The organism is Coraliomargarita parva (assembly GCF_027257905.1).
GTDB lineage: Bacteria > Verrucomicrobiota > Verrucomicrobiia > Opitutales > Coraliomargaritaceae > Coraliomargarita_A > Coraliomargarita_A parva.
The window spans coordinates 22,821-42,385 of the sequence record NZ_JAPZEI010000009.1 but is presented as its reverse complement, the minus strand read 5'-3'; the positions used below and the strand labels follow the sequence as shown (position 1 = coordinate 42,385).

Annotated in this window: 14 protein-coding genes; 4 read left to right on the top strand and 10 right to left on the bottom strand. The window is 58.6% G+C overall.

The genetic code is table 11. From position 1 onward, the window contains the following. Window positions 1-22: 22 nt before the first annotated feature. The 3 genes from thrS (at window position 23) to O2597_RS13650 (ending at window position 3,570) form a co-directional block, all read left to right on the top strand. Window positions 23-1,858 carry a threonine--tRNA ligase gene (thrS, locus tag O2597_RS13660; RefSeq protein ID WP_269525759.1) on the top strand — a complete coding sequence of 612 codons (1,836 nt, stop codon included), beginning with the start codon at window positions 23-25 and terminating at the stop codon, window positions 1,856-1,858. Window positions 1,859-2,244: 386 nt separating this feature from the next. Next, entirely contained in the window at window positions 2,245-3,147 is a 903-nt protein-coding gene (locus O2597_RS13655; protein WP_269525757.1) for a sulfotransferase domain-containing protein, read from the top strand. Window positions 3,148-3,285: 138 nt separating this feature from the next. Then, the gene (locus O2597_RS13650) at window positions 3,286-3,570 is read left to right on the top strand and encodes a YhbY family RNA-binding protein (RefSeq protein ID WP_269525755.1); all 285 of its coding nucleotides are present in this window, start codon (window positions 3,286-3,288) and stop codon (window positions 3,568-3,570) included. A gap of 4 nt (window positions 3,571-3,574) precedes the next feature. On the opposite strand, the gene O2597_RS13645 is transcribed toward O2597_RS13650, so the two are convergent. The 7 genes from O2597_RS13645 to O2597_RS13615 all read right to left on the bottom strand — a co-directional run bounded on the left by O2597_RS13645 (window position 3,575) and on the right by O2597_RS13615 (window position 13,964). Beyond that, window positions 3,575-4,351 (bottom strand): helix-turn-helix domain-containing protein, encoded by a 777-nt coding sequence (locus O2597_RS13645; RefSeq protein ID WP_269525753.1) that lies wholly within the window; start codon window positions 4,349-4,351, stop codon window positions 3,575-3,577. A 182-nt stretch (window positions 4,352-4,533) separates the two neighbouring features. Further along, window positions 4,534-5,976: a two-component system sensor histidine kinase CreC gene (gene creC / locus O2597_RS13640; protein ID WP_269525751.1), complete on the bottom strand. Its 1,443-nt coding sequence runs from the start codon at window positions 5,974-5,976 to the stop codon at window positions 4,534-4,536. Then, window positions 5,973-6,710 (bottom strand): two-component system response regulator CreB, encoded by a 738-nt coding sequence (creB, locus tag O2597_RS13635; protein ID WP_269525749.1) that lies wholly within the window; start codon window positions 6,708-6,710, stop codon window positions 5,973-5,975. The genes creC and creB overlap by 4 nt, the downstream gene beginning before the upstream one ends. Before the next feature lie 104 nt (window positions 6,711-6,814). Continuing rightward, the gene (locus O2597_RS13630) at window positions 6,815-8,044 is read right to left on the bottom strand and encodes an inner membrane CreD family protein (RefSeq protein WP_269525747.1); all 1,230 of its coding nucleotides are present in this window, start codon (window positions 8,042-8,044) and stop codon (window positions 6,815-6,817) included. A 37-nt stretch (window positions 8,045-8,081) separates the two neighbouring features. Next, entirely contained in the window at window positions 8,082-9,737 is a 1,656-nt protein-coding gene (locus O2597_RS13625) for a hypothetical protein (protein WP_269525745.1), read from the bottom strand. Window positions 9,738-9,814: 77 nt separating this feature from the next. Beyond that, window positions 9,815-11,158: a hypothetical protein gene (locus O2597_RS13620; RefSeq protein ID WP_269525743.1), complete on the bottom strand. Its 1,344-nt coding sequence runs from the start codon at window positions 11,156-11,158 to the stop codon at window positions 9,815-9,817. 532 nt (window positions 11,159-11,690) lie between these two features. Beyond that, the gene (locus O2597_RS13615; protein WP_269525741.1) at window positions 11,691-13,964 is read right to left on the bottom strand and encodes a cation:dicarboxylate symporter family transporter; all 2,274 of its coding nucleotides are present in this window, start codon (window positions 13,962-13,964) and stop codon (window positions 11,691-11,693) included. A gap of 125 nt (window positions 13,965-14,089) precedes the next feature. Here O2597_RS13615 and corA point away from each other — a divergent pair, with 125 nt between their 5' ends. Then, window positions 14,090-15,292 carry a magnesium/cobalt transporter CorA gene (gene corA / locus O2597_RS13610; protein ID WP_269525739.1) on the top strand — a complete coding sequence of 401 codons (1,203 nt, stop codon included), beginning with the start codon at window positions 14,090-14,092 and terminating at the stop codon, window positions 15,290-15,292. A 585-nt stretch (window positions 15,293-15,877) separates the two neighbouring features. On the opposite strand, the gene O2597_RS13605 is transcribed toward corA, so the two are convergent. From O2597_RS13605 to O2597_RS13595, 3 genes are read right to left on the bottom strand one after another with little or no spacing between them, the layout of a single operon-like run. Continuing rightward, a complete protein-coding gene (locus O2597_RS13605) occupies window positions 15,878-17,200 on the bottom strand; it encodes an MFS transporter (protein ID WP_269525737.1) in 1,323 nt (440 codons plus the stop codon). 13 nt (window positions 17,201-17,213) lie between these two features. Next, a complete protein-coding gene (mtnN, locus tag O2597_RS13600; protein ID WP_269525735.1) occupies window positions 17,214-18,068 on the bottom strand; it encodes a 5'-methylthioadenosine/S-adenosylhomocysteine nucleosidase in 855 nt (284 codons plus the stop codon). Further along, window positions 18,068-19,507 (bottom strand): adenosine deaminase family protein, encoded by a 1,440-nt coding sequence (locus tag O2597_RS13595; RefSeq protein ID WP_269525733.1) that lies wholly within the window; start codon window positions 19,505-19,507, stop codon window positions 18,068-18,070. Before O2597_RS13595 ends, mtnN begins: the two co-directional genes overlap by 1 nt. Window positions 19,508-19,565 lie beyond the last annotated feature (58 nt).

Here is a 19,565-nt window from a genome sequence, read left to right as displayed (position 1 = left end):
TTCCCTTTAATTTTCTGCAATCATGAAAGACATGTCTCCACTTGAGGAACTCCGACACTCCTGCTCGCACGTGCTGGCCACTGCGGTTCTCCGTCTGCACCCGGAAACCCAGCTCGATATCGGACCTCCCACCGAGAATGGCTTCTACTACGACATCGATCTGGACAAGAAACTCGATGCCTCCGACCTCGAGGCCCTCGAGGCCGAGATGAAGAAGGTCATCAAGGAAAACCAGAAATTCGAGCGTATCGAATGCTCCCGCGAGGAAGCGGTCGAAAAGATCAAGGCGATCGGACAGGAGCGCTATAAGCTCGGCCGTCTGGACGACATTCCGGCGGGCGAAGCCATCAGTTTCTACCAGAACGGTGAGTTCATCGACCTCTGCGCCGGGACACACGTCAACTACACCAAGAAGATCAAGGCCTTCAAGCTGCTCAACATCGCCGGGGCCTATCACCGCGGGGACGAGAACAACAAGCAGCTCCAACGCATCTACGGCACCGCCTTCGCCAGCAAGGAGGAACTCGAGCAGTATCTGGAACGCCTCGAGCAAGCCAAGGCCCGTGACCACCGCAAGCTCGGCAAGGAGCTGAAGCTCTTCCATATCGATGACGCGGTCGGTTCCGGCATGATCCTCTGGACTCCGAACGGAGCGGTCATCCGTACCGAACTGCAGAATTTCATCGCCGAAGAACTGCGCAAGACCGGCTACGACCAGGTCTTCACGCCGCACATCGGCAAGCTCGGACTCTACCGCACCTCCGGACACTTCCCCTACTACAAGGAGTCGCAGTTCCCTCCCATCGTCGAGCCCGGCACGGTCGAGGAACTCGCACACCAGGGCTGCTCCTGCGCGGACCTGTCCAACAAGCTCGATTCGGGTGAGATCGACGGCTACCTGCTCAAGCCGATGAACTGCCCGATGCACATCAAGATCTTCGCCAGCCAGCCCCACTCCTACCGCGACCTTCCGGTCCGCCTCGCGGAGTTCGGCACGGTCTACCGCTGGGAGCAATCCGGCGAGCTGAACGGCATGACCCGTGTACGCGGCTTCACCCAGGACGACGCCCACCTCTTCTGCACCGAAGATCAAATCGGAGCCGAAATCGCCGGCTGCCTTGACCTGGTCAAGCTGGTCTTCAACACACTCGGCATGAGTGACTACCGTGTGCGCATCGGTCTCCGCGACCCCGACTCCTCCAAGTATGTCGGCGAGGCCGAAAAGTGGGACCGCGCGGAAAACGCCCTGCGCGAAGCCGCCAAGACCCTCGGCGTGAACTTTGTCGAAGAGCCCGGCGAGGCCGCTTTCTACGGTCCGAAGATCGACTTCGTGGTCAAGGACGTCATCGGCCGCGAATGGCAACTCGGTACCGTGCAGGTCGACTACAACCTGCCCGAGCGCTTCGATCTCCACTATATCGGAGCCGACAATGAGAAGCACCGCCCGGTCATGATCCACCGCGCCCCCTTCGGCTCGATGGAACGCTTCTGCGGCGTCCTCATTGAGCACTTCGCCGGCAACTTCCCGACCTGGCTCGCTCCGGAACAGGTGCGCATCCTGCCGATGAACGATGACCTGGTGCCTCAGGCACGCGAAATCGAAGCCCTGCTCAAGGCCGCCAAGATCCGCGTGACCGTCGATGCCGTGGCCGACAAACTCGGCGCCAAGATCCGCAAGTGCCACGTCGACAAGGTCCCGCACTTCCTCGTCCTGGGTAAGCGCGAGGCCGAAGAAGGCAAGGTTGCAGTCAACTCACGCGCCAACAAGGCACTGGAAGGCACCAAGCCGGTCGGCGAGTTCCTCACTGAGCTGCTCGAAAACATCGCGTCCAAGACCCTCCCGGATCCCAAGGATTAAGCACACGTCCAAGTTCCCTTTCCCAAAGCCCCGCATCCGCGGGGCTTTTTTGTGGTTCATAGTGAATGGCACGGACTAAAGGAGGTTGGTCGAAGACTTTGAGGGGAACACCAAGGGACAGACTATAAGAACGGTGTGCACGAATCATTCTGCCTTCCATCATTCTGCCTACCTCACACCGTAGTAAGCATCATCCTGTCCATAATCATTCTGTTCTCCCCGACCTCCACGATGCACAGACATGATGCAGGGACGCGCTTCGTCAGGTTTCAGGTTTCAAGTCTCAGCCTTCCCAACATCCCTCAGCCTTCCCAACATCCCGTCTAACGCTTTCGCATTGCCTAAATGGAATACACTAGCTTATATGCGGTTAGTTCTACCCGGAAATGCAGTCATTCGCCCATCGCTTGCTCGGAAAAATACGAAAGCGTTCCACTGCGCCGGAACCCAAGCGTACCTCTGTTCGGACGACCGAAGAAGGCTTCATGCCACTGGCGCCGGAGCTTAAAGCCCGGATCCCCAGGCAGGCGCATTTGATCATCAGCTATCCGCGGAGCGGTTCGCGCTGGCTGCTTTGCCCGCTCCTCCCCGCACTCGTCACCCCCTCGGAGCGCAGTCAGCAGTATTTTGATATCACCCTGCAGTCCCAGATCTCCGAAGCTCAACAGATCCCCGACATTCCCGCTACCGGATCCCATGCCTTTTACCGGGCTAACGCACTGCCCGACATCCTTCCGGCCGACTGCACCCCGGTCATTCGCACCCATCATGACCGGGCCTTCTATCAGCCCGCCGGCCCGCGTATCGTCTACCCGGTGAGACGCTTCCCCGCCGTGCTCGCCTCCTACTGGATCTTCCAGAAAGGCGCCAAAGCCCCGCTCACAGGTAAAGCCTTCCGGCAATTTGCGGCACAATGCGAGCGCGAATGGCGTGCCCACGTGGAGGCCGCCCTGCACTATCAGGCGAAACAGCCGGACCGGATACTGATCGTCATCTACGGGGAGACACGCCCGTTCTCGGCTGAGCAGTTAAAAACCATCGCCGCATGGGTCAACATTGACTGCTCGGATCGAAGGATCGCCACGGTCCTCGAACGCTTCGACCACATGCTCCACGGATTGAACCGCGTAACTGCCGGCCCTCTGCGCCGTGGCACCAATCAAAATGCGAGGACTTGCCTCCCCCGTGACCTCTATGAAGCTTATGCCGAAGCCAACGAAGCGCTTTTCCTTCAGGCAGCCGCAACCTCGACCAGTCAAAGCGGCCCTGTCGTGGTGTCGGTGGCCTGACAAGACGGCCGACGGTACATCGTAGTGCAGGAACTTGCGCCCCCAAACAAGGTTGAGTTTGCTCTAGACATCCGACGGTCTCTGCCACAAACCACAGAAAACAAAGTACGCTCCCTCCACTTCCAAGACCTTCCCGTGATGAATCCAACGCCCCTCACCAGTGCCGAAAAGAAAGAACTCCGTGGCCTCGCCCAGCGCTTGAAGCCGCATGTACATATCGGGCAGAAGGGCTTGAGTGAGAGTGTACTGAAGGAAATCGATACCGCACTGGCCAAGAACGGCTTGATCAAGATCCGCTTCGAGGGCGACCGGAACATCATCAAGGAATACTGTCAGGCCATTCCCGAAAAGCTCGGCTGTGAATATGCCGGCGGCGTGGGTAAAACCGGTGTCTTCTTCCGGGAGATGCCGGAAGAGAGCTGAGGTATCAGAGGTAGCGCTTCAAGGTACGCACATCCGAGAAACCCACGGCTGCGGCAACCGACTCCAAGTCCTGCACCCCCGATTGAAGAATCAAGCGTGCTTCACGCATCCGTAGCTCGCGCAGCATACGTGAAGGCGACTGCCCGAACCGCGCTTGGAAACTCCGGGCCAGATGCTCCCGCGACAGCCCGGCATCCAACGCGATCTCGTTGATATTCGCCTGCTCCCGGTAGCGGCTTTGGATCCGCTGGTAGCATGCAGCCACCGAATCCCCGCGCGTCACCGCTTGGTTCGCCTCACGATACAACGAGCTCAGGAACTGATAGAGTAGAGAGGATTCTTCATAGCGGTCACGAAATCCGTTGTGCTTGAACTTCTGCATGATCTGACGAAAAAAAGCCAAGCTCTCCGGACGCCGGGACAGCTCGAACACCGGTCCGTAGAATGCCCTTAAATCACGTACAAACCGGATCGCCAGCTCCCCAAACATGGCAATGAAATCCAATTCATAGGGATCGGTATCTCCCGGCACATAGCCGTAAGCCGTCTCACTTGGCACCTCGACAATAAAGGCCGAACCGGCAGGCACATAGTGGCGGCCCTGTGAGTCGTCGATGAAGCAGCGCCCCTTTCGAGTGAGCTGGATGATCGCATGCGCCCCCTCCCGGCCCTCATTCTGCCAGTGGTAATCCGGCCCCTTCCAGCTCTCTGAACCAACATAGGCCATGCGCAGGTCATGAAATCCGCCCCGCTCAAACGAGATCACATTTTTGTCAGACATATCTTAAACTTAAACCTCTGATAAAGGCCTGTCGAGCCAGCGTCAAAGCAACAACATCACATTTACACCCCATTCCGTAGATACGGCAACATCTACAACCGGGTGAAAGATGGCGGAAGAGCTCTTCGAAGCCGAAAGCGAATTTCTCCCCGGCTTCCACGAATGCCGCTCGACTTTACGCTTCATCGCCCCGGCACGAGGGGAATTTCCAGACTCGCCAAGACTCCGGACCCGTCCTCACGGTTACGGATCTCCATCCGGCCTCCGTGCAGTGCGACCGATTCACGTACAAAACAGAGCCCCAGGCCAGAACTTTTCCGTTCCGTCCCGGGGCGAGGCAGCGAGTAAAACCGGTCATGGATCCGGGACAGTGCATATTCGGGAATGCCTGTACCCTCGTCTTGGATACGTAAACGAACCTGCCCCGCATGCCGGTCCAGGCCAACCTCGATCTGGCCGCCCTCGGGGGAGAAATCGACCGCATTCTGCAACAAATTACTGACCGCCGTCTCCAACAGGAATTCCTCCCCCAATACTTTCAGCCCTGACTCCAGCCGGAGTACGAAGGCCAACCCGCGCCCTTGCGCATTCGACTCATAGTGATTCACCACTCGAGCGACGACCGAGGCCATATCGATCTGAGTCGGGCTGCCCAAGCCCTTCCGGTTTTCCAACGAGGACAAGGCCAGCAGTTGATCGATCAAAGCCTGCAGGCGCTCCGACTCGGCCCGGACATTCCCGAGGAAACGATCCCGCTGAGCCGGCGGCAGATCCTCCTCCAACAGCTCCGACGCACTCCGGATGCCTGCCAGCGGCGATTTCATCTCATGAGTCAGGGACTGTACATAAGACTCCACATACTTCCTGTCTTCGAGAGCCTCACGCATCGCTTCGGTGGTCTCGCCAAGGACCCGCAAATGATAGCCCGGCAAGGCCGGCAGGCTCGAGCGCTCGCCACGGGAAACCGCGTCCGCATAATCCGTCAGCCGGCGAAGCGGGGAGGTCACCCACCGCGACAACAAAATCCCCAACAACATGAACAGCACAGTCGCCAGGATTCCGAGGTACAGGAGGTGGCGCTTTGTCTCCTCGATAAAGAGCAACATGCTCTTTTGCGGCTTGTAGACACTGAGGACACCGGCGATCGCATCACCGTGAAGTATGGGTGCGGCGACATACATGACCGAAGAGGTCGACACCGACTCGTCCGTCCGGGTGGAGCGGGCCCCGTAACGCCCGTCCAGGGTCAGACGGACATCCCGATGCACCTTCATGTCGAGACCGGATTCGTATTGCCCGCCGGAATCATAGACGAGTCGCCCGTCCGCATCGGTGACATAGAAGTCCATCAGGATCTCCTCCTTCATCAGGTTGTAGATCTGGGCGTGGATCAGCCGCTCCTTTACTTGGCTCATCCCCAGGCGGAACGGTTCCGGAACAATGACCGCATCCGCGTCCGGCACAGAAAGCATGGACGCAAGGATATTCGCCGCGTCGACCATCGGCTCCTCCGCGGCTTCCAAGTACTGGCGCTCCACCCGGTCCACCACGGGATTCAGCAAGAGGTAGTAGGCCGCCAAGGCGATCAGTGCAAAACTGATCAATATGCGAAAGGTCAAGCTCACCAGTCTTCCTTCAGGGAGTACCCGATACCGCGGTGCGTCCGGATGGGATCGAATTCGGGCCGCACCTGCTTCAGCTTCGCCCGCAGGCTTTTAATATGCGTATCCACCGTGCGCTCCATCGAGGCCTCCGGCTCTTCCCAGGCCACATCCATCAACTGCGCCCGCGTATACACCCGGCCCGGCTTTTCCACCAGCGCGGCAAGCAAACGGAACTCGTAGCGGGCCAAAGACAGTACCTCGCCGAAATAACGCAACTCCCATCGGTCCACATCAATGACGAAGGGGGAATCCGTCGCGCCCCCCTCGGTACCGGACACGGCGACCGGAACGCTCAGCTGCGCACGCCGAATGTTCGCACGGACACGCGCCGTCAGCTCACGCGGGCTGAAGGGCTTGGTCACATAGTCATCCGCGCCGATCTCAAGCCCCACCACCCGGTCGATCTCCGAGGCCCTGGCTGTCAGGAAGATCACCGGCACTTGACTGAACCCCCGCAAGTCACGGCAGACATCAAAGCCGTTGCGGTCCGGCAGGCCGACATCCAGCACGACCAGCGCATAGCCATCCGCTTCCGCCAACTCGAGCGCCTCGACGCCGGATGCCGTCCAGTCCACCGCATAGCCTTCGGACTCCAGCGCATAGACGATACTGTCCCGGATCGAGGGTTCGTCCTCCACCACCAGAATACGGGATACCTGCTTCGCCGAAGCTTCCGGCATACATTTCGGATTCATTGTTTCCATACTTGGGATCAGGGCACTGACTGCGACACAAAACTCATCAAAAGCAAGTGGCTTGCCCCAGCGCCACGCCGGAGCAAGCCACGGATGACACCGGCCTATACTTCCGGCATCGGGGGCGGGAAGCCGACCTTTCTGGCCCGGCGGAAAACAAAGACCTCCGACCAGTCCACCTTCGCCGTCGCAATCATCAGGACGGCCAGCGTACCGATGGCCCCCACCGTAATCGTCAGCCCGCTCAGCCCGTCAAAGAAGAAGCTGTAGCTGAACAGGATCATGTAGATCAGCTGCGCCGGAAGCGCGATGCGTGTCAAGCGCTTGCCCGCCACCGCATGCAGGTAGCCGCAGACCAGTGCGATCGAAACCGCAGCCGAAAGCAGGAAGCAGAAATGCAGGGGAAAGATATCCACAGTGTAGGCGAAGAGGAGCTGGAAAGCGAAACAACCGGCGGCGAGGAAGAAGTAGTTCATCGGATGTAGGTTTATTCCGGATACAGATCCAAGAATCAGGAGCACGGCAAAAAAGAAGAGCAGCGACACCGGGGCGAAGAAACTGATCCGGCTGGCCACCGGCCCCGCATTCAGGACTTTGGGCATGTCCATCGCTATGGGCTGTGCACCGATCACATCCGGATAGTCCCAGGCCAGGGCCCATCCCTTGCCCTGCCGCTGACGGCTGGTGGGCGAGGCGGTGCCGACGGGAAAGTCGATCTTAGCGAAATCCGTCGTCATCGACAGCTTGAAATCACGCACCCGCGGCGCGTTGCCGAGAGAATAGTCCCAGCGGTTCAGGCCGCGCGTTTCATAGGCCACGACTAGCGGGACCGAGCTCTCCGCAGGAATGACCACCACCTGCGTGATCAGGCCCTGCTTCGGAATCACATCGTCGCTCTCCGAGCCTTCCAGGTCGAAACGGAAGCCATTGTAGCTGGCATCCGCCGAGGGAAGCCGAAAGGACACATAGACCGTTTGCGCGATGGGCGTGGGATTCGGGATGCGGTAGTTCGCTTGGAACTGCATCGCATAGCTGCGGTACCAGAGCAGGCCCTTACGGACGGGCTCGAATTGGAACTTCACGTCGATATCGCTCGACTCGATCCGTACGGCTTGCCCGCCCTCTTGACCCGATGGGGCCTGGTACCAGGCCTCCGGGTGCATCTGCCGCAGCTCCGGCCCCCATGACTGAACGACTTCGCGGGCCAGAGGACCGGAACGGTCACTGGTCCGGAAGCTGATGGCCCCGCCGAGGAGGAACCAAGCCACCCCCACACAGAGGTAGATCAGGCCGATGGCGAGCAGTGATGTGAATGTCAGTTTTTTGTATTTCATGCGTTCGTTCGGTTGATGTTCGTAGTGAAAGTAAAAATCAGTCTCTCAGGTCACTGCGGGTGTAGTAGATCGCCGCATGGGGCACTTCGCCGAGACAGAGTTGCTTGCTCAGCCGTACCGCTTGTCCGCGGCCCCCGCCAGCCTCCACCCGGATATTGCCTTCCACCGCCGTGGCGTCGTATTCGGAGGGCAGTTGCACACTCCAGTCCACCCGCCGAGTGAACAGCGAGGTCATGGGTAAAACCACCTCCACCTTCCCTTCGACCGGATTCATCTTTTCGCCGCTGGTCGTGTAGCTGTAGGTCACCTCGCTCGCCCCCGCCCCGCCGGATAGGATCAGCTGCAGCGATCCGTCGGGAAGCAATTGAGGGTCGGCCTTCCGGCCACCCACCGAACAGGCGATCAGGCGGCTACCTTCGGGCAACTTGAAATCATAGGCGTCACGCCCTGCATGCTCGACCCGCACATTGGCCTCGTGCAGCATCCCGCCCTCCGCCACAAGTTCCGAACGGTAGATTGCTTTTTGTATCCGGGTTTCCGATACTTTAAGTTTTGGCAGCCCCGTAGCGGACACACGCAACTCGCCGCCGCCCCGCAGCTCCACGTAGTGAAGGCCCGCACCCCTCGTTTCGACCGGCAACCATTGCGGCAGCCTTTCCAAGATCGACCATTCACCCGAAACGGGTGACAGTGCGTACCCATCCAGGGCCGAGAGATAGTAGGCCTCATTCAGGGCAGAGGCGGCCTCCACCTGCACCGCAGGCAACAGCCAGGATTCGGCACCGAGATCGAGCGGCAATTCGTAGGCGACCGCGATACGGCGTGTCGTAGCCGAGTCTTCCTCCCAGTCGAGCTGCAGATCCTGCCCGGACTTCGTCGTCTCCACCCGCTTCCATTGTGTCAGGGCTTCGCTGTCCAGCGAACGGATTTCCGCTGATACGGGCAGACGGAGCCTGAGCCCGGAGCTACGCCCATTGTTCGCCAAGGTCAGCCGCAACCGGCAGTCCACGAGCAAGGCATCGCCTTCGATCCGTGCCCAGTAGGCGGCCTGGCCTTGCCACGCGGCTGGCACCAGTGCCTCAGGCTCAAAAAGGCGCAGCTCGACGCGACCTCCCGCGGAAGGAAGACCGTATTCCGTCCCATCGGCATTGCCGGCCACCGCCCCGCTCACACGAAGCAGTCCTTCCGTACCGGACCGTTCGATGCTCAAGCGGCTCTGTGCCGCGGGAATAGCATCAAAGCCAATAAGCGCCTCCTCCTGACTGCTACCGGCGTTCCCCAGCATCTCCAAACTCACACTCAGGCGACTGCCCGGTTCAAGCAGCAGGGCCAGTTGCCCCTGTGTCTCGACCAACCGAATCGTATCGGGCTCCACTGCCCTCACCGAGGATCCGGACGGAACCAAGGGCAGCAGTTGCCAGTCTTCCGACAAGTTCGAGACATCAAATGCCGCTTCGAGTAAGCCGGTGCCATCGGTATCCTCGTGAAAACGGTAATTGGCCGAATGGACAATCAGTGCGACCGGTGGCTTCGGCGCTTCCTCAAGCACAGGCTCGGCCGGCGCGTAGGCCTGTTCCAACAAGCGAGAGAGTTCGCTGTAGGGCAAGGTCACACGGGCGGAATTCAGCTGTGGATTCGCCCGTACCACACTGCAGGCGAGTACCGCGACAATGAGAGTAAGGATCTTATTCATGTAACCAGACTAACGTCCCTCTTTGAGAAGATTATGAACCCTGTGTGAAATCGTAATGAGAAGTCCGGCTCATCGCGCTATTTCCCGCTCCCAAAGTGCCTACGCCAGGCTCGCCGCATGCCACGAACCTCCATGAATAGAAACAGGCTCCCCACGCTCAGGTATCCCGCCAGCATCAACCAGACAATTCCCGGTATATCGCCCTCATAGGAGGCTCGGGATTCAACCATGGCAGGCCGGGTCATGCAGAAGAGCAGCGCCACCTCCCCCAGGCTCCGGCTGTCAACCGCCATCCAGCCCATGGCTTGCGGAACGGCAAACCCGAATGGTGTCGGCCAGGAACAGGCGATTGCCTCGTAGGTAAGCGGAACCGAGTGATCCAGCCGCCCAAGTGTATTGGCCACACCAATACCGAAAGCCGAGGCAACGGAGCCGAACTCAAGGAGTACCGGCCCTGAGTCGACATCCGAGAGCTGCTCGGACGAGCCGCGCCGCAGCTCGGTAAATCCAGCAAACCAGCCGTTGTCCTTCCAAAAATCAGCCTCATACTGCCCGTACCATTGCCGGGCGATACCGATGTCCAGTTCGGCGGCAAGCATGAGTATTCCAGAGTTGGCACAACCACGGGGATCCTGGTTGGCGAACCCGAGCCGGCTGTTCATCTGGGCGGCAGGCAGCCCCTGCACCAGTACCGGTTCCCGATTGAAGGTAGCCATCAGGCTCTCGACCAGCCCATCGTAGTTCGCCCCGGTCAAATATCCGGCCCGTTGGATCGCAGCCACTGCCCAGAGAATGTCGTTAGGGTAGCATTCACCCGGATAGTCGTCGACCAGATGATACCGCGCCGCCATGATCTCACCTGCCAGGCTTTCACTTTGTTCAGCCATCAGTTGGTGATACTGCCGGTCCCCCGTTACCGACTCGTAGGAGGACAAGCCCATGATCAGCAGCATCCGGTAGAAAAGGTTCTCGCGCTCCAAATAATCAGCGCCCCACTTCTTCCGAACCCAGGTGGCGGTTTCAGGCGATGCGATAATCTCTGCAGAGAGCACCAGCGTCTCCGCAATCACGGGGTCTTCGGGATCGAGCCGTCCTTCGGAGACAAGCTGCTCCGCGGTAAGCAAATAGAAGACGGAGCCAAACATCGGCCATTCCGTCTCCGCCACTTCAAAGGCCGCAACCTTTCCGGCCCGGCCGGTATCGAGATACTTGCGCGCCCAGTCACGTTGTCGGCCGGACACGTCCCGGAACCAGCCTGTCACCGACTCGCTATACCCGGTCTCGCGCAAGCTATCGTCCTGCAAGGTCCGCACAATCACTGCGGCCGGATAGATGCAAAACGCCAGGGCGGCACAAATGATAACAGAAGCGAAAACAAGACTGCAGACAAAGCGAACAAGGGGCCAGTTTGGAGATTTCATGCCACAGGCTATCGCTCCTATGTGTTGGCAATGTGAAGCTTCGATGAATTCAAAATGAAATCCACACCGTACTGTGGCGTGTGAGACTCACGCCGCTACCCAATAGAAACGCCTCCTCTCTGGTTCGGCGTAGTCTTAGACGAAGACGGGACACGCAGGAGAGGAGTTTGAGTGTGTGGTTTGGTCCTGATGGCAACGCGTTTAGTAAGGGTGCCTCACGATTCACTCCAGGTGGAGGATCCCAAAAAAGCTCCTCCTCTTTTCAAGGGGAGGCGGCTGCGCTTGTCGCAGACGGAGGGGTCCTCCAACTTCAGCTCTCAGGCCTCTCGGACGTATAGGGATATCCGTCCCTACCACTCAAAATAGAATGCGGAGTTGTAAGCATTCGTGCCCATTCGTGTGCATTCGTGGTTTCAAAACACACAACTGCTCGAATCATTCTGTCACAAATCTTTCTGTTCTCCCCTACCTTCACGATGCGCAGACATAGTGAAGGGACGCGCTTCGTCAGGCCTCAGCCTTAATCTCAGCCCTAATCCTTCCCCCAGCCCAGCACGTCGCGTACAACCGACCAGCGGGGCGCCCGGTCTTCCCGGGGATTTCCCAGGATCCAATAGTTATAGCTCTGCTCCGCCGCTTTCGACTGCCGCTCCAGCGCAAGCCATTGGTTCAGGAAGACGAGGAAATCCGGATCGTTCGGATTCACGGCATAGGCCAAGTTATAGCCGGAATGCTGTGGATACACATTCAACTTGTAGCCCGGATGCAGGAGCGAAAGTAACGATGCTGCTTCCGCCGAAGTATAGAGTACCTCGACGCTCGCATCCTCCTGCGTCTCCACATCCGTGAAGTAATCGGAATAACTATCGTATTCGATCAGTTCCGCGGTCGGCAGGAGGGCCCGAATATTGGGAATGAACGGACTGGGCGGCACATAGCCCACCGAAAGCCCGGAAAAGGCCTTCAACTTTTCAATGCTGGAAAAGCGATCTTTCGATTCCGGATCATCGGGAAAGAGTAGCGCGAGATGCAGACGCAGGTAATCGTCGGAGAAGGTATACTTCCGGATATCGTAAGCCGTGATCGGCACACCCGACATCAGCAGGTCAATTTCGCCGGCATCCAGATAAAGATGCGCGTCCTTAGGGGAGAGTGGATAAAAAAGGATGGCACAGCCCAGATGATGCGCGAGTCGGTGCGCCGCTTCGACATCATAGCCCACCAGATTGCTTTCTTCATTAAAATAGGACCAGGGCTGGTTGTCAGAAAAGAAACCGACCCGCAGGATACGTTGATCCCGTGTGAGCTTTTTCGGGCTCGGATCCGTCGGAGCAGCGTCCCCATAATCAGGCTCATCCACACCGAATAAACGCGCAAACAAGCCCGGCTTGTCATGCCCCGGCTCCAACTCAAGGGCCGTGTCAACCGGCGGCTTTGCCAAATCCGGCGGGCTTTCAAAGACCCGGTCCGGCATCAGTTTGATGACCGACATATTGGCCGCGAACTCAGCCTGCTGGTTCGCCGAGGGAACCACCTTGTCGAGAAAGAGGCTGATCGAGAGCACCATGGTACCAGCGGCAACCGACATCGCACCGAGGCCGAGGAGCATACGGCGCGGCTGTATGCGCAATTGCCCGACCAGGGACGAGACCGAGATCAAGGTGATGCAGAGCAGTTCCATGCAGGCCAGCAGTGTGGCGAAACGCCCGTTGATGATTCCGGAGAGGACGTACAGTGAAAACAGATCTGTGGGTAAGCCTTCGATCTGCAGCATGTAGGGCACGGCGATATCGATTCCCCCGAAAAACACCGGCAGCGCGGTCGCCACCGTCTGTGGGTAATGGCTGTAAGGCAGGGGATCGCCGATAAACCAGGCACCGAAGAAAATAAAGAGGAGCGCGGTCAGCTTCCCCATGTTGGGAAAGTTAAAGGTCACCGGGACCAGAATATCGATGTAGTATTTGGCGTTCTCGGCCTCCGGACAGGTCTCCTTGAACATTTTCTGGCAATCCGTGATCAGGATAGGCAGCACGACAAATAGATTTCCGGTCGTGAATGCCGTGATCAGCGCATTCTTCGAAACCCGCAAAACCTGCCGGTAGCTAAAGGCAGTGACCATCGACATCAGTACCGGGAACGCGGCGAAGGAAAGGAAGAGGCAGCAGCTAATGTAGGTGACGAAGTAAGCCTGCAGGCGGATGATGTCATCCCCGTCGAGCGTGCCCGCGGCCGATGCGGTGAGACCAAACACCCCGAGAGGCGTGGTCTTCACCACGAACCCGGTGACCCGCTGCAGCGTGCCCGCAATCACGCCGAAAACATCCAGTACGGCTTCCTTCTTGGGCACGGCGATAAGGGCCAAGCCGAAGAGGATACTGAAAAGGACCACTGCGGGGATCGCACTCGTGGCCAGCGCCTCAAAGGGGTTTGAAGGCACGAACATCTGGACCAGGGAGACCGGCTCCGCCGGACTGACCATGCCCGGATTGAAGAAGGTCGCGGACTGCCGGTCGGGAAAGGTCGTCGCCATCAGCACCACCACCGACAGGCCAACCAGCCAGAAAGCAAGCAATACCACCCCCGCCCGCTTGGCGAGGAGCCAGGCCCGATCGTAACTGAGCGAACCGAAGCCCACGATCAACGAGAACATGATGTACGGCAGGATCGTCATCTGCAGCAGCCGCACGTACACGGTGCCGATCACTTCCAGACCCGCCGCCATCTCCCCAAAGAAAAGCCCCACCAGGATCCCGGCGATGAGGCCAGTGACGATCTGCGTCGTCAGGCTTGGCATCCGGATTTTCATAAGGGCTAACGTAGCAGATTTAATGCTAAGAACCAGATTGTTTTCCGTCGCCTGCGTAGGCAAAAGTCAGCCGTCGAATACAGATACAGATTGCGATCCGCTCACTTCGATGCAGACTCAGTACCGTGAAACAGCCCCTCGATTCAGCCAAGGAAGTCGCCCAAGCCACCTCGGGTGCGATTTTCAAAACCGCAGGTTTTCTGACCTCGACCATCAAAGGGATCGGCAAGGGCGTCTTCCAGCCGATTGCCTCCAGCCTCACCCCGACCAAAACTCCGGAACCCGGCACAGCCCCCGGCATCGAGCATTACCTCAAGCACGAGGCGGACCACGAGGTCCCGGTGCGGATCACCATCCTCGACTATGGTCCGGAAAAGTTGGAAAGCCGCGAATTTGACTCGGTAGAGGAGGCCCTCGCCTGCCCCCGCCATGAACCGCATCATGTGCGCTGGATCAATGTGGACGGCCTCAAGCCCAGCGTCGTGGACAAGCTGTGCAAGCATTACGGCATCCATACCCTCTCCGCCGAAGACGTGCTCAACACCTACCAGCGACCCAAGTTCGAAGCCTTCGAGGACCACTTGCTCGTCGTGGCCCGCCAGATCCAACTGGTCGGTGACCAGTTGAAGAACGAGCAAATCAGTTTCTTTCTCTTTGAGGATGTGCTGATTTCCTTCCAGGAGGAAGTCGGCGATGTCTTCGGTCCGGTCCGCAAGCGCTTGGAAAATCCCGCCGGACGTTTTCGCACCTACAAGGCGGACTACCTCTTTTATGCCCTGCTCGACTCCATCGTCGACCACTTGTTCCCGCTGCTCGAGGGCTACGGAATCGCCATGGAAGACCTCGAAATGGAAATCCTCAAGGAGCCCAGCACCAAGAGCCAGCAACGCCTCTTCGCGATGAAGCGCGACCTTTCGCTCCAGCGGCGCGCCCTCTGGCCCATCCGCGAAGTGGTCGACCAACTCTACCGGGACGAATCCGGCCTGATCCACCCCGACCTGCGCACCTTCTACCGCGACGTGCAGGACCATACCATGCAGGTCATCGACCTGCTCGAAACCTACCGGGATACCGCTTCGGGACTCAGTGACCTCTACCAGTCTTCCGTCGGCAACAAGATGAACGAAATCATGAAGGTCCTCACCATCATGGCCTCCTTCTTCATCCCCATCACTTTCGTCGCCGGGGTCTATGGCATGAACTTCGAATACATCCCCGAACTCGCCTGGCACTACTCCTACTTCGTCTTCTGGGGCATCTGCCTGAGCATGACCGGCGGCCTCGCCTTCTACTTCTGGCGCAAGGGCTGGATCGGCAAAGACAAGTAGCCCCCTCCAGGAATTTCCGAGCCCAAATCGCGAACCAACCAAATGGAGGGACACGCAAGTCTGCATCTTTCGCCTACGATATGGAGGGGCATGCTTCCGCATGTCCGCGGCGAGTCGAAGGGCATCCCGCCCTCAATGTTCCCCTCCTTGGCAGGAGGGGTGGATGCCGCCTAAGCGGCAGACGGGGTGGTTCGCCACCCGTAGCATCGGCGGTCACGTCGATGACTAAACAACTGCACCCCGAATCAACACAGCACTGTGGCGTGTGGGGACACACGCCGCTACCCAATAAAAACTCCTCCCCTGCACGCGGGGGAGGTGGCTGCGTCTGACGCAGACGGAGGGGTACGCACCGTTCAGATTTCAGGACTGTTCCTTCAGCCTTCCTCGACAGACCATCGACATCAGCCTGCGATCCAGAGTCCTCCCGGACGGATAGCGATATCCGTCCCGCCCCCTCGAAATAGGAAGCCCTACAAACATCACATCCCCACGGTTGTAAGAATCATTCTGCCTACCTAACACCGTTGTAAGCATCATTCTGTTCACAATCCCCGCACACCACCAAACCTCCCTCTTCAGCCCTCAGCCTTCCCCTTCAGCCTTCCCCTGCGGATTATCGGCAAAGATGGCGGCAACCAGAACCAGCGGAGAGACCGCGATGCAAATCCAGCAGGCCGGACCGAAGCTACCGGTCTTCTCTGCCAGCAAGCCGAAGAGATAGGGGCCCAGTGCGCTCGTCGCGACCGTGGCCCCCGTCACCCAGCCATTGATCGAGCCCAGATGAAGTCGGCCGAAGAAGCGCGGCCAGGGCACATTGATCAGTATCCCGAAACTCCCCCAGGCCACACCGTTCCCCGCGATATAGACCCAGCGCCAAAAGGCGTCGGATAGATTCAGCACCCCGATCAAGGAAGCCGCCTGCGCACCGACCATGAGCATGAGTAAATACTTCATCGGGAAACGCGAGCTGAGTGCGCCCATTATCAGAGTCGTGCTGATGTGGAAGATCGCGATGTAGAGAAACAGGTTGACCGCAGTCTGGCGCCCCAATCCCTCGAGCTCGGCAATCGCAATAAAGTGGAAAGACACCCCCGTTCCGATCAGCGCGTTCAAAGCCAACCCGGAGGTAAAGATCCAAAATGCAGCGGTCCGGAGCGCTTCCGAACCCCGAAAATCCCGCACCACCGGGATGCGCGTGCGGGAGCCTTTCGACTTTACCTGCTCGACCTCGACACCGCATGACTCGGGGCTGTCACGAAAAAACAAATACGCCCAGATCGTCATTGCGACGGCGAAAAATACCCCCGTATACATCCAGGCAAGCTGCCAGCCAACCGCCAGCACAACTCCGTTCAGAAAGACCGGGGCGGAGGAAAAACTCAGTGAGAGCACCACCCCATTGATGGCCGCCGCCCAGCCACGCCGCCCTTCAAACCATTTGAAAATCATCGAGCGACAAGCCGTCATGCACAGCCCTACGCCGATCAAACGGATCCCTGCAAACGCGATGAAGACCAGGCCAAAACTCAGGATAGCATGCAAGCTCCCGGCAGGCAGAACTGACGTAATATGCTGCAGCAAGCCGGTGTAAACCAGCACACAGCCCAGCAGAGCAAAGCCGAGACAGGCGACTTTACGGGCTCCGTAGCGATCGACACAGTGTCCAGCCAGAGGCGCCGAAAGCCCGGCAAACACGGTGCCGAATGTGTAGGCCAGCGAAAATTGCGAACGGTCCATCGAGAGCGCCTCCATCATCTGGTCGATGAAGACCCCCATCCCCGGTGGACTGCCGGGGATCGCCGCAGCCATTCCGGCGGTGCCGGCGATCAAGACCATCCAACCATAATAGCCCGGCCACTTTTGGACAGGAAAAGGTTTGTTGGATCGAAAGAGGCCGAATTGCACGAATGCGAGTTAGCTAGTTAAGCTCCGGCCACTGCGTCAACAGGTAATAGGTCAACTTCTGCGCGGAAAGCGCCGCGATCGGGCCATAGACCAAATAGTCATTATTCGGCTTAGGCTGCGATAGGTTACTCCCCGCACGCACGATCAAGTATGGCGTCTCCATCTGTAAGCAGACCATAGCAAAGGGAGCCGACTCCATTTCCATCAGATCAACCTTCTCCGCCCTTAGCTTATCGATGCGTGCCTGTCGCACGCCAAAGGCATCGGACGACGCGACAATCGTATCCATATCAATCGTAACGGAGTAGCTTTCGCCATCAACGGTGACTTCGTGCGGCTCGTATGACTGGATCAATTCCGCAGCCGTCGTGCGCATCCCGGCGTCGACTGCCATCATGAAGGGCAACTTTTCCCGCGTTCCCGGTTTATAGAATTGGCCCCAATCGATATCCGTCTCCGTTAGGCTGCCGTAGTCATGAATAAATACCTCTTTGGGTAAGACGACATCGCCCGTCCGTTTCGCGTGATTGATGCGCGAGGCGGTTCCGGTCATAAAGGCAACCGACGGCTTGAAATGCTGGATGAAGAGCGCGGTGCACATGCCGGTCTGGGTCTTGCCGACACTTGTCAACGAGATCACCACCTCGTTCGCGCCGATCCGGCCCTGCCAGTAAGGAAAGCCGTAGAGCTCGCCCGACGACGCATCCTCCAAGCGCTCGACCAGAAAAGGGACCTCCTGCGGCACGGCACCCAGCACAAGAATCGGCCCGGTCGACGAGGCCTCAGTTTCAGCCCGAGCGCTTTGCAGCAACCCGATGCAGATAAGCGGCAGTAAATAGAAAAGACGAAAGAGTCGTGAGCGTTTCATTATTCGATGGGGTCTCCGAGGTTGACGGCCGAAGTTAAGCCGAAGTTTTCCTTACCGTAGTTGGACACTGTCACATCCACGTCCTGGACTGCATCACGCCAGTCTTCGGTCAGGTAGGTACTTTCAAATTCCAGAACCGCGGCATCGTAGTCCGCCATCAGTTCGGCTTTCTTGGACGGCTCCAGAAAGGAGTAAACGAGACTGTCCCGTCCCACTTTAACCAGCTCCTCCCAGCTCAGGTTGTAGTAACGCACAGCCGAGTAATACTCGTCAGTAAAGGTGGAGTCCCACATGCCGCGGTCATCCGTATTGAGCGAGACGGGGATGCCCGTGCGCAGCAAAACCGGAAAGGGATGCTGCATCGGGTCCGGCACATACTCGAGCAGCTTGTTGCTCACCAGGTTCACTTCCACCATGTACTGGTTCTGTCGCATGAGCAGGTAGGTGTCGGTATCCTTCAGCAAGTTGAGGCCATGCCCGATACGGTCGGCCCCCAGCGCCAAGGTGTCGCGGATGTTGGAATTCCCCTCGTCCGCCTCCCCGGCATGAATCGCCAAGGGGATCTTGGGATACAGACGCTGCATTTCGCGGTAGACTTCGGTAAAGCGTGCGGCCTGTCCCTTGCCCTCGTCTTCGCGCCCCGCCATGTTGATGCCGACGAATAGGTCGCGATGCTTGTCGATAAATTCAAAAGCGCGGCGCACGTGATCCTCCGCTTCGGGCAGAAAGCGGATGATCACCACCTGGAAGCGCATCGTCACACCGGTCGCAAGCGCATCAGGTTGGGCCAGCCGCTTCTTGTAGGTTTCATACCAAAGTTCCGCGCTGACCGGATTGCCTTCCGCGTCGGTGTGCGACCAGGGAATCACCTGCATCTCGATATAACGCAGCCCCTCCTTGCCCATCGCTTTCATATTTTCAACCAGCAGGTCCGGCCCGACCGACAGGTCGTTGAACACCGGCCCCATCCGCCACCAGATCTTTTCAAAAAATTCGTCACGCCCTTCGCCTTCCTGATCGATCTTCAGGTCTGAAAGCCAGGCCGCCTGCTCCGCCTCCGTCAATTCCGTCACCAGTTTGAACTGCTTCTGGAGACAGGGATCGAGCGCCTTCCAGTCCCACTCCCCAAGCACATGATACATCACCTCCGGACGCAGCCGATGCTCCGGACAGGCCTCGATCCGCGTGCGAATGTAAAACTGGCGCCCGCCATTGCGCTCCGCATCCAGATAGTAATCCAAAGCATACTCCATCGGCATACTGCCGCCACCATGGTGGTGCAGGTCTCCGCCCTTGGGTACCGCATACAGCAAGGCGTACAATTCGTCGGGACTGGCCGCCTGCTTGATCTGGTCAAACACCTTCGACGGCTCGCCGTACAGGACGGACGCACACAGCCCCGCCAAGGCGAGCCCCATGGACAATAATGATTTTTTCATGGATCGCCCCTAGCAGGGCCAGTGCCAAGCTCCCTCCATCGCCCAGCCCAATCTCACC

What these genes read in the sequence shown, in the direction of transcription:
- O2597_RS13645 (WP_269525753.1), bottom strand. Translation starts at nt 4,351, where the DNA reads ATGTCTGACAAAAATGTGATCTCGTTTGAGCGGGGCGGATTTCATGAC.
- O2597_RS13625 (WP_269525745.1), bottom strand. Translation starts at nt 9,737, where the DNA reads ATGAATAAGATCCTTACTCTCATTGTCGCGGTACTCGCCTGCAGTGTG.
- O2597_RS13655 (WP_269525757.1), top strand. Translation starts at nt 2,245, where the DNA reads ATGCAGTCATTCGCCCATCGCTTGCTCGGAAAAATACGAAAGCGTTCC.
- O2597_RS13650 (WP_269525755.1), top strand. Translation starts at nt 3,286, where the DNA reads ATGAATCCAACGCCCCTCACCAGTGCCGAAAAGAAAGAACTCCGTGGC.
- mtnN (WP_269525735.1), bottom strand. Translation starts at nt 18,068, where the DNA reads ATGAAACGCTCACGACTCTTTCGTCTTTTCTATTTACTGCCGCTTATC.
- O2597_RS13615 (WP_269525741.1), bottom strand. Translation starts at nt 13,964, where the DNA reads ATGAAAATCCGGATGCCAAGCCTGACGACGCAGATCGTCACTGGCCTC.
- O2597_RS13595 (WP_269525733.1), bottom strand. Translation starts at nt 19,507, where the DNA reads ATGAAAAAATCATTATTGTCCATGGGGCTCGCCTTGGCGGGGCTGTGT.
- O2597_RS13630 (WP_269525747.1), bottom strand. Translation starts at nt 8,044, where the DNA reads ATGAAATACAAAAAACTGACATTCACATCACTGCTCGCCATCGGCCTG.
- creB (WP_269525749.1), bottom strand. Translation starts at nt 6,710, where the DNA reads ATGAATCCGAAATGTATGCCGGAAGCTTCGGCGAAGCAGGTATCCCGT.
- O2597_RS13620 (WP_269525743.1), bottom strand. Translation starts at nt 11,158, where the DNA reads ATGAAATCTCCAAACTGGCCCCTTGTTCGCTTTGTCTGCAGTCTTGTT.
- thrS (WP_269525759.1), top strand. Translation starts at nt 23, where the DNA reads ATGAAAGACATGTCTCCACTTGAGGAACTCCGACACTCCTGCTCGCAC.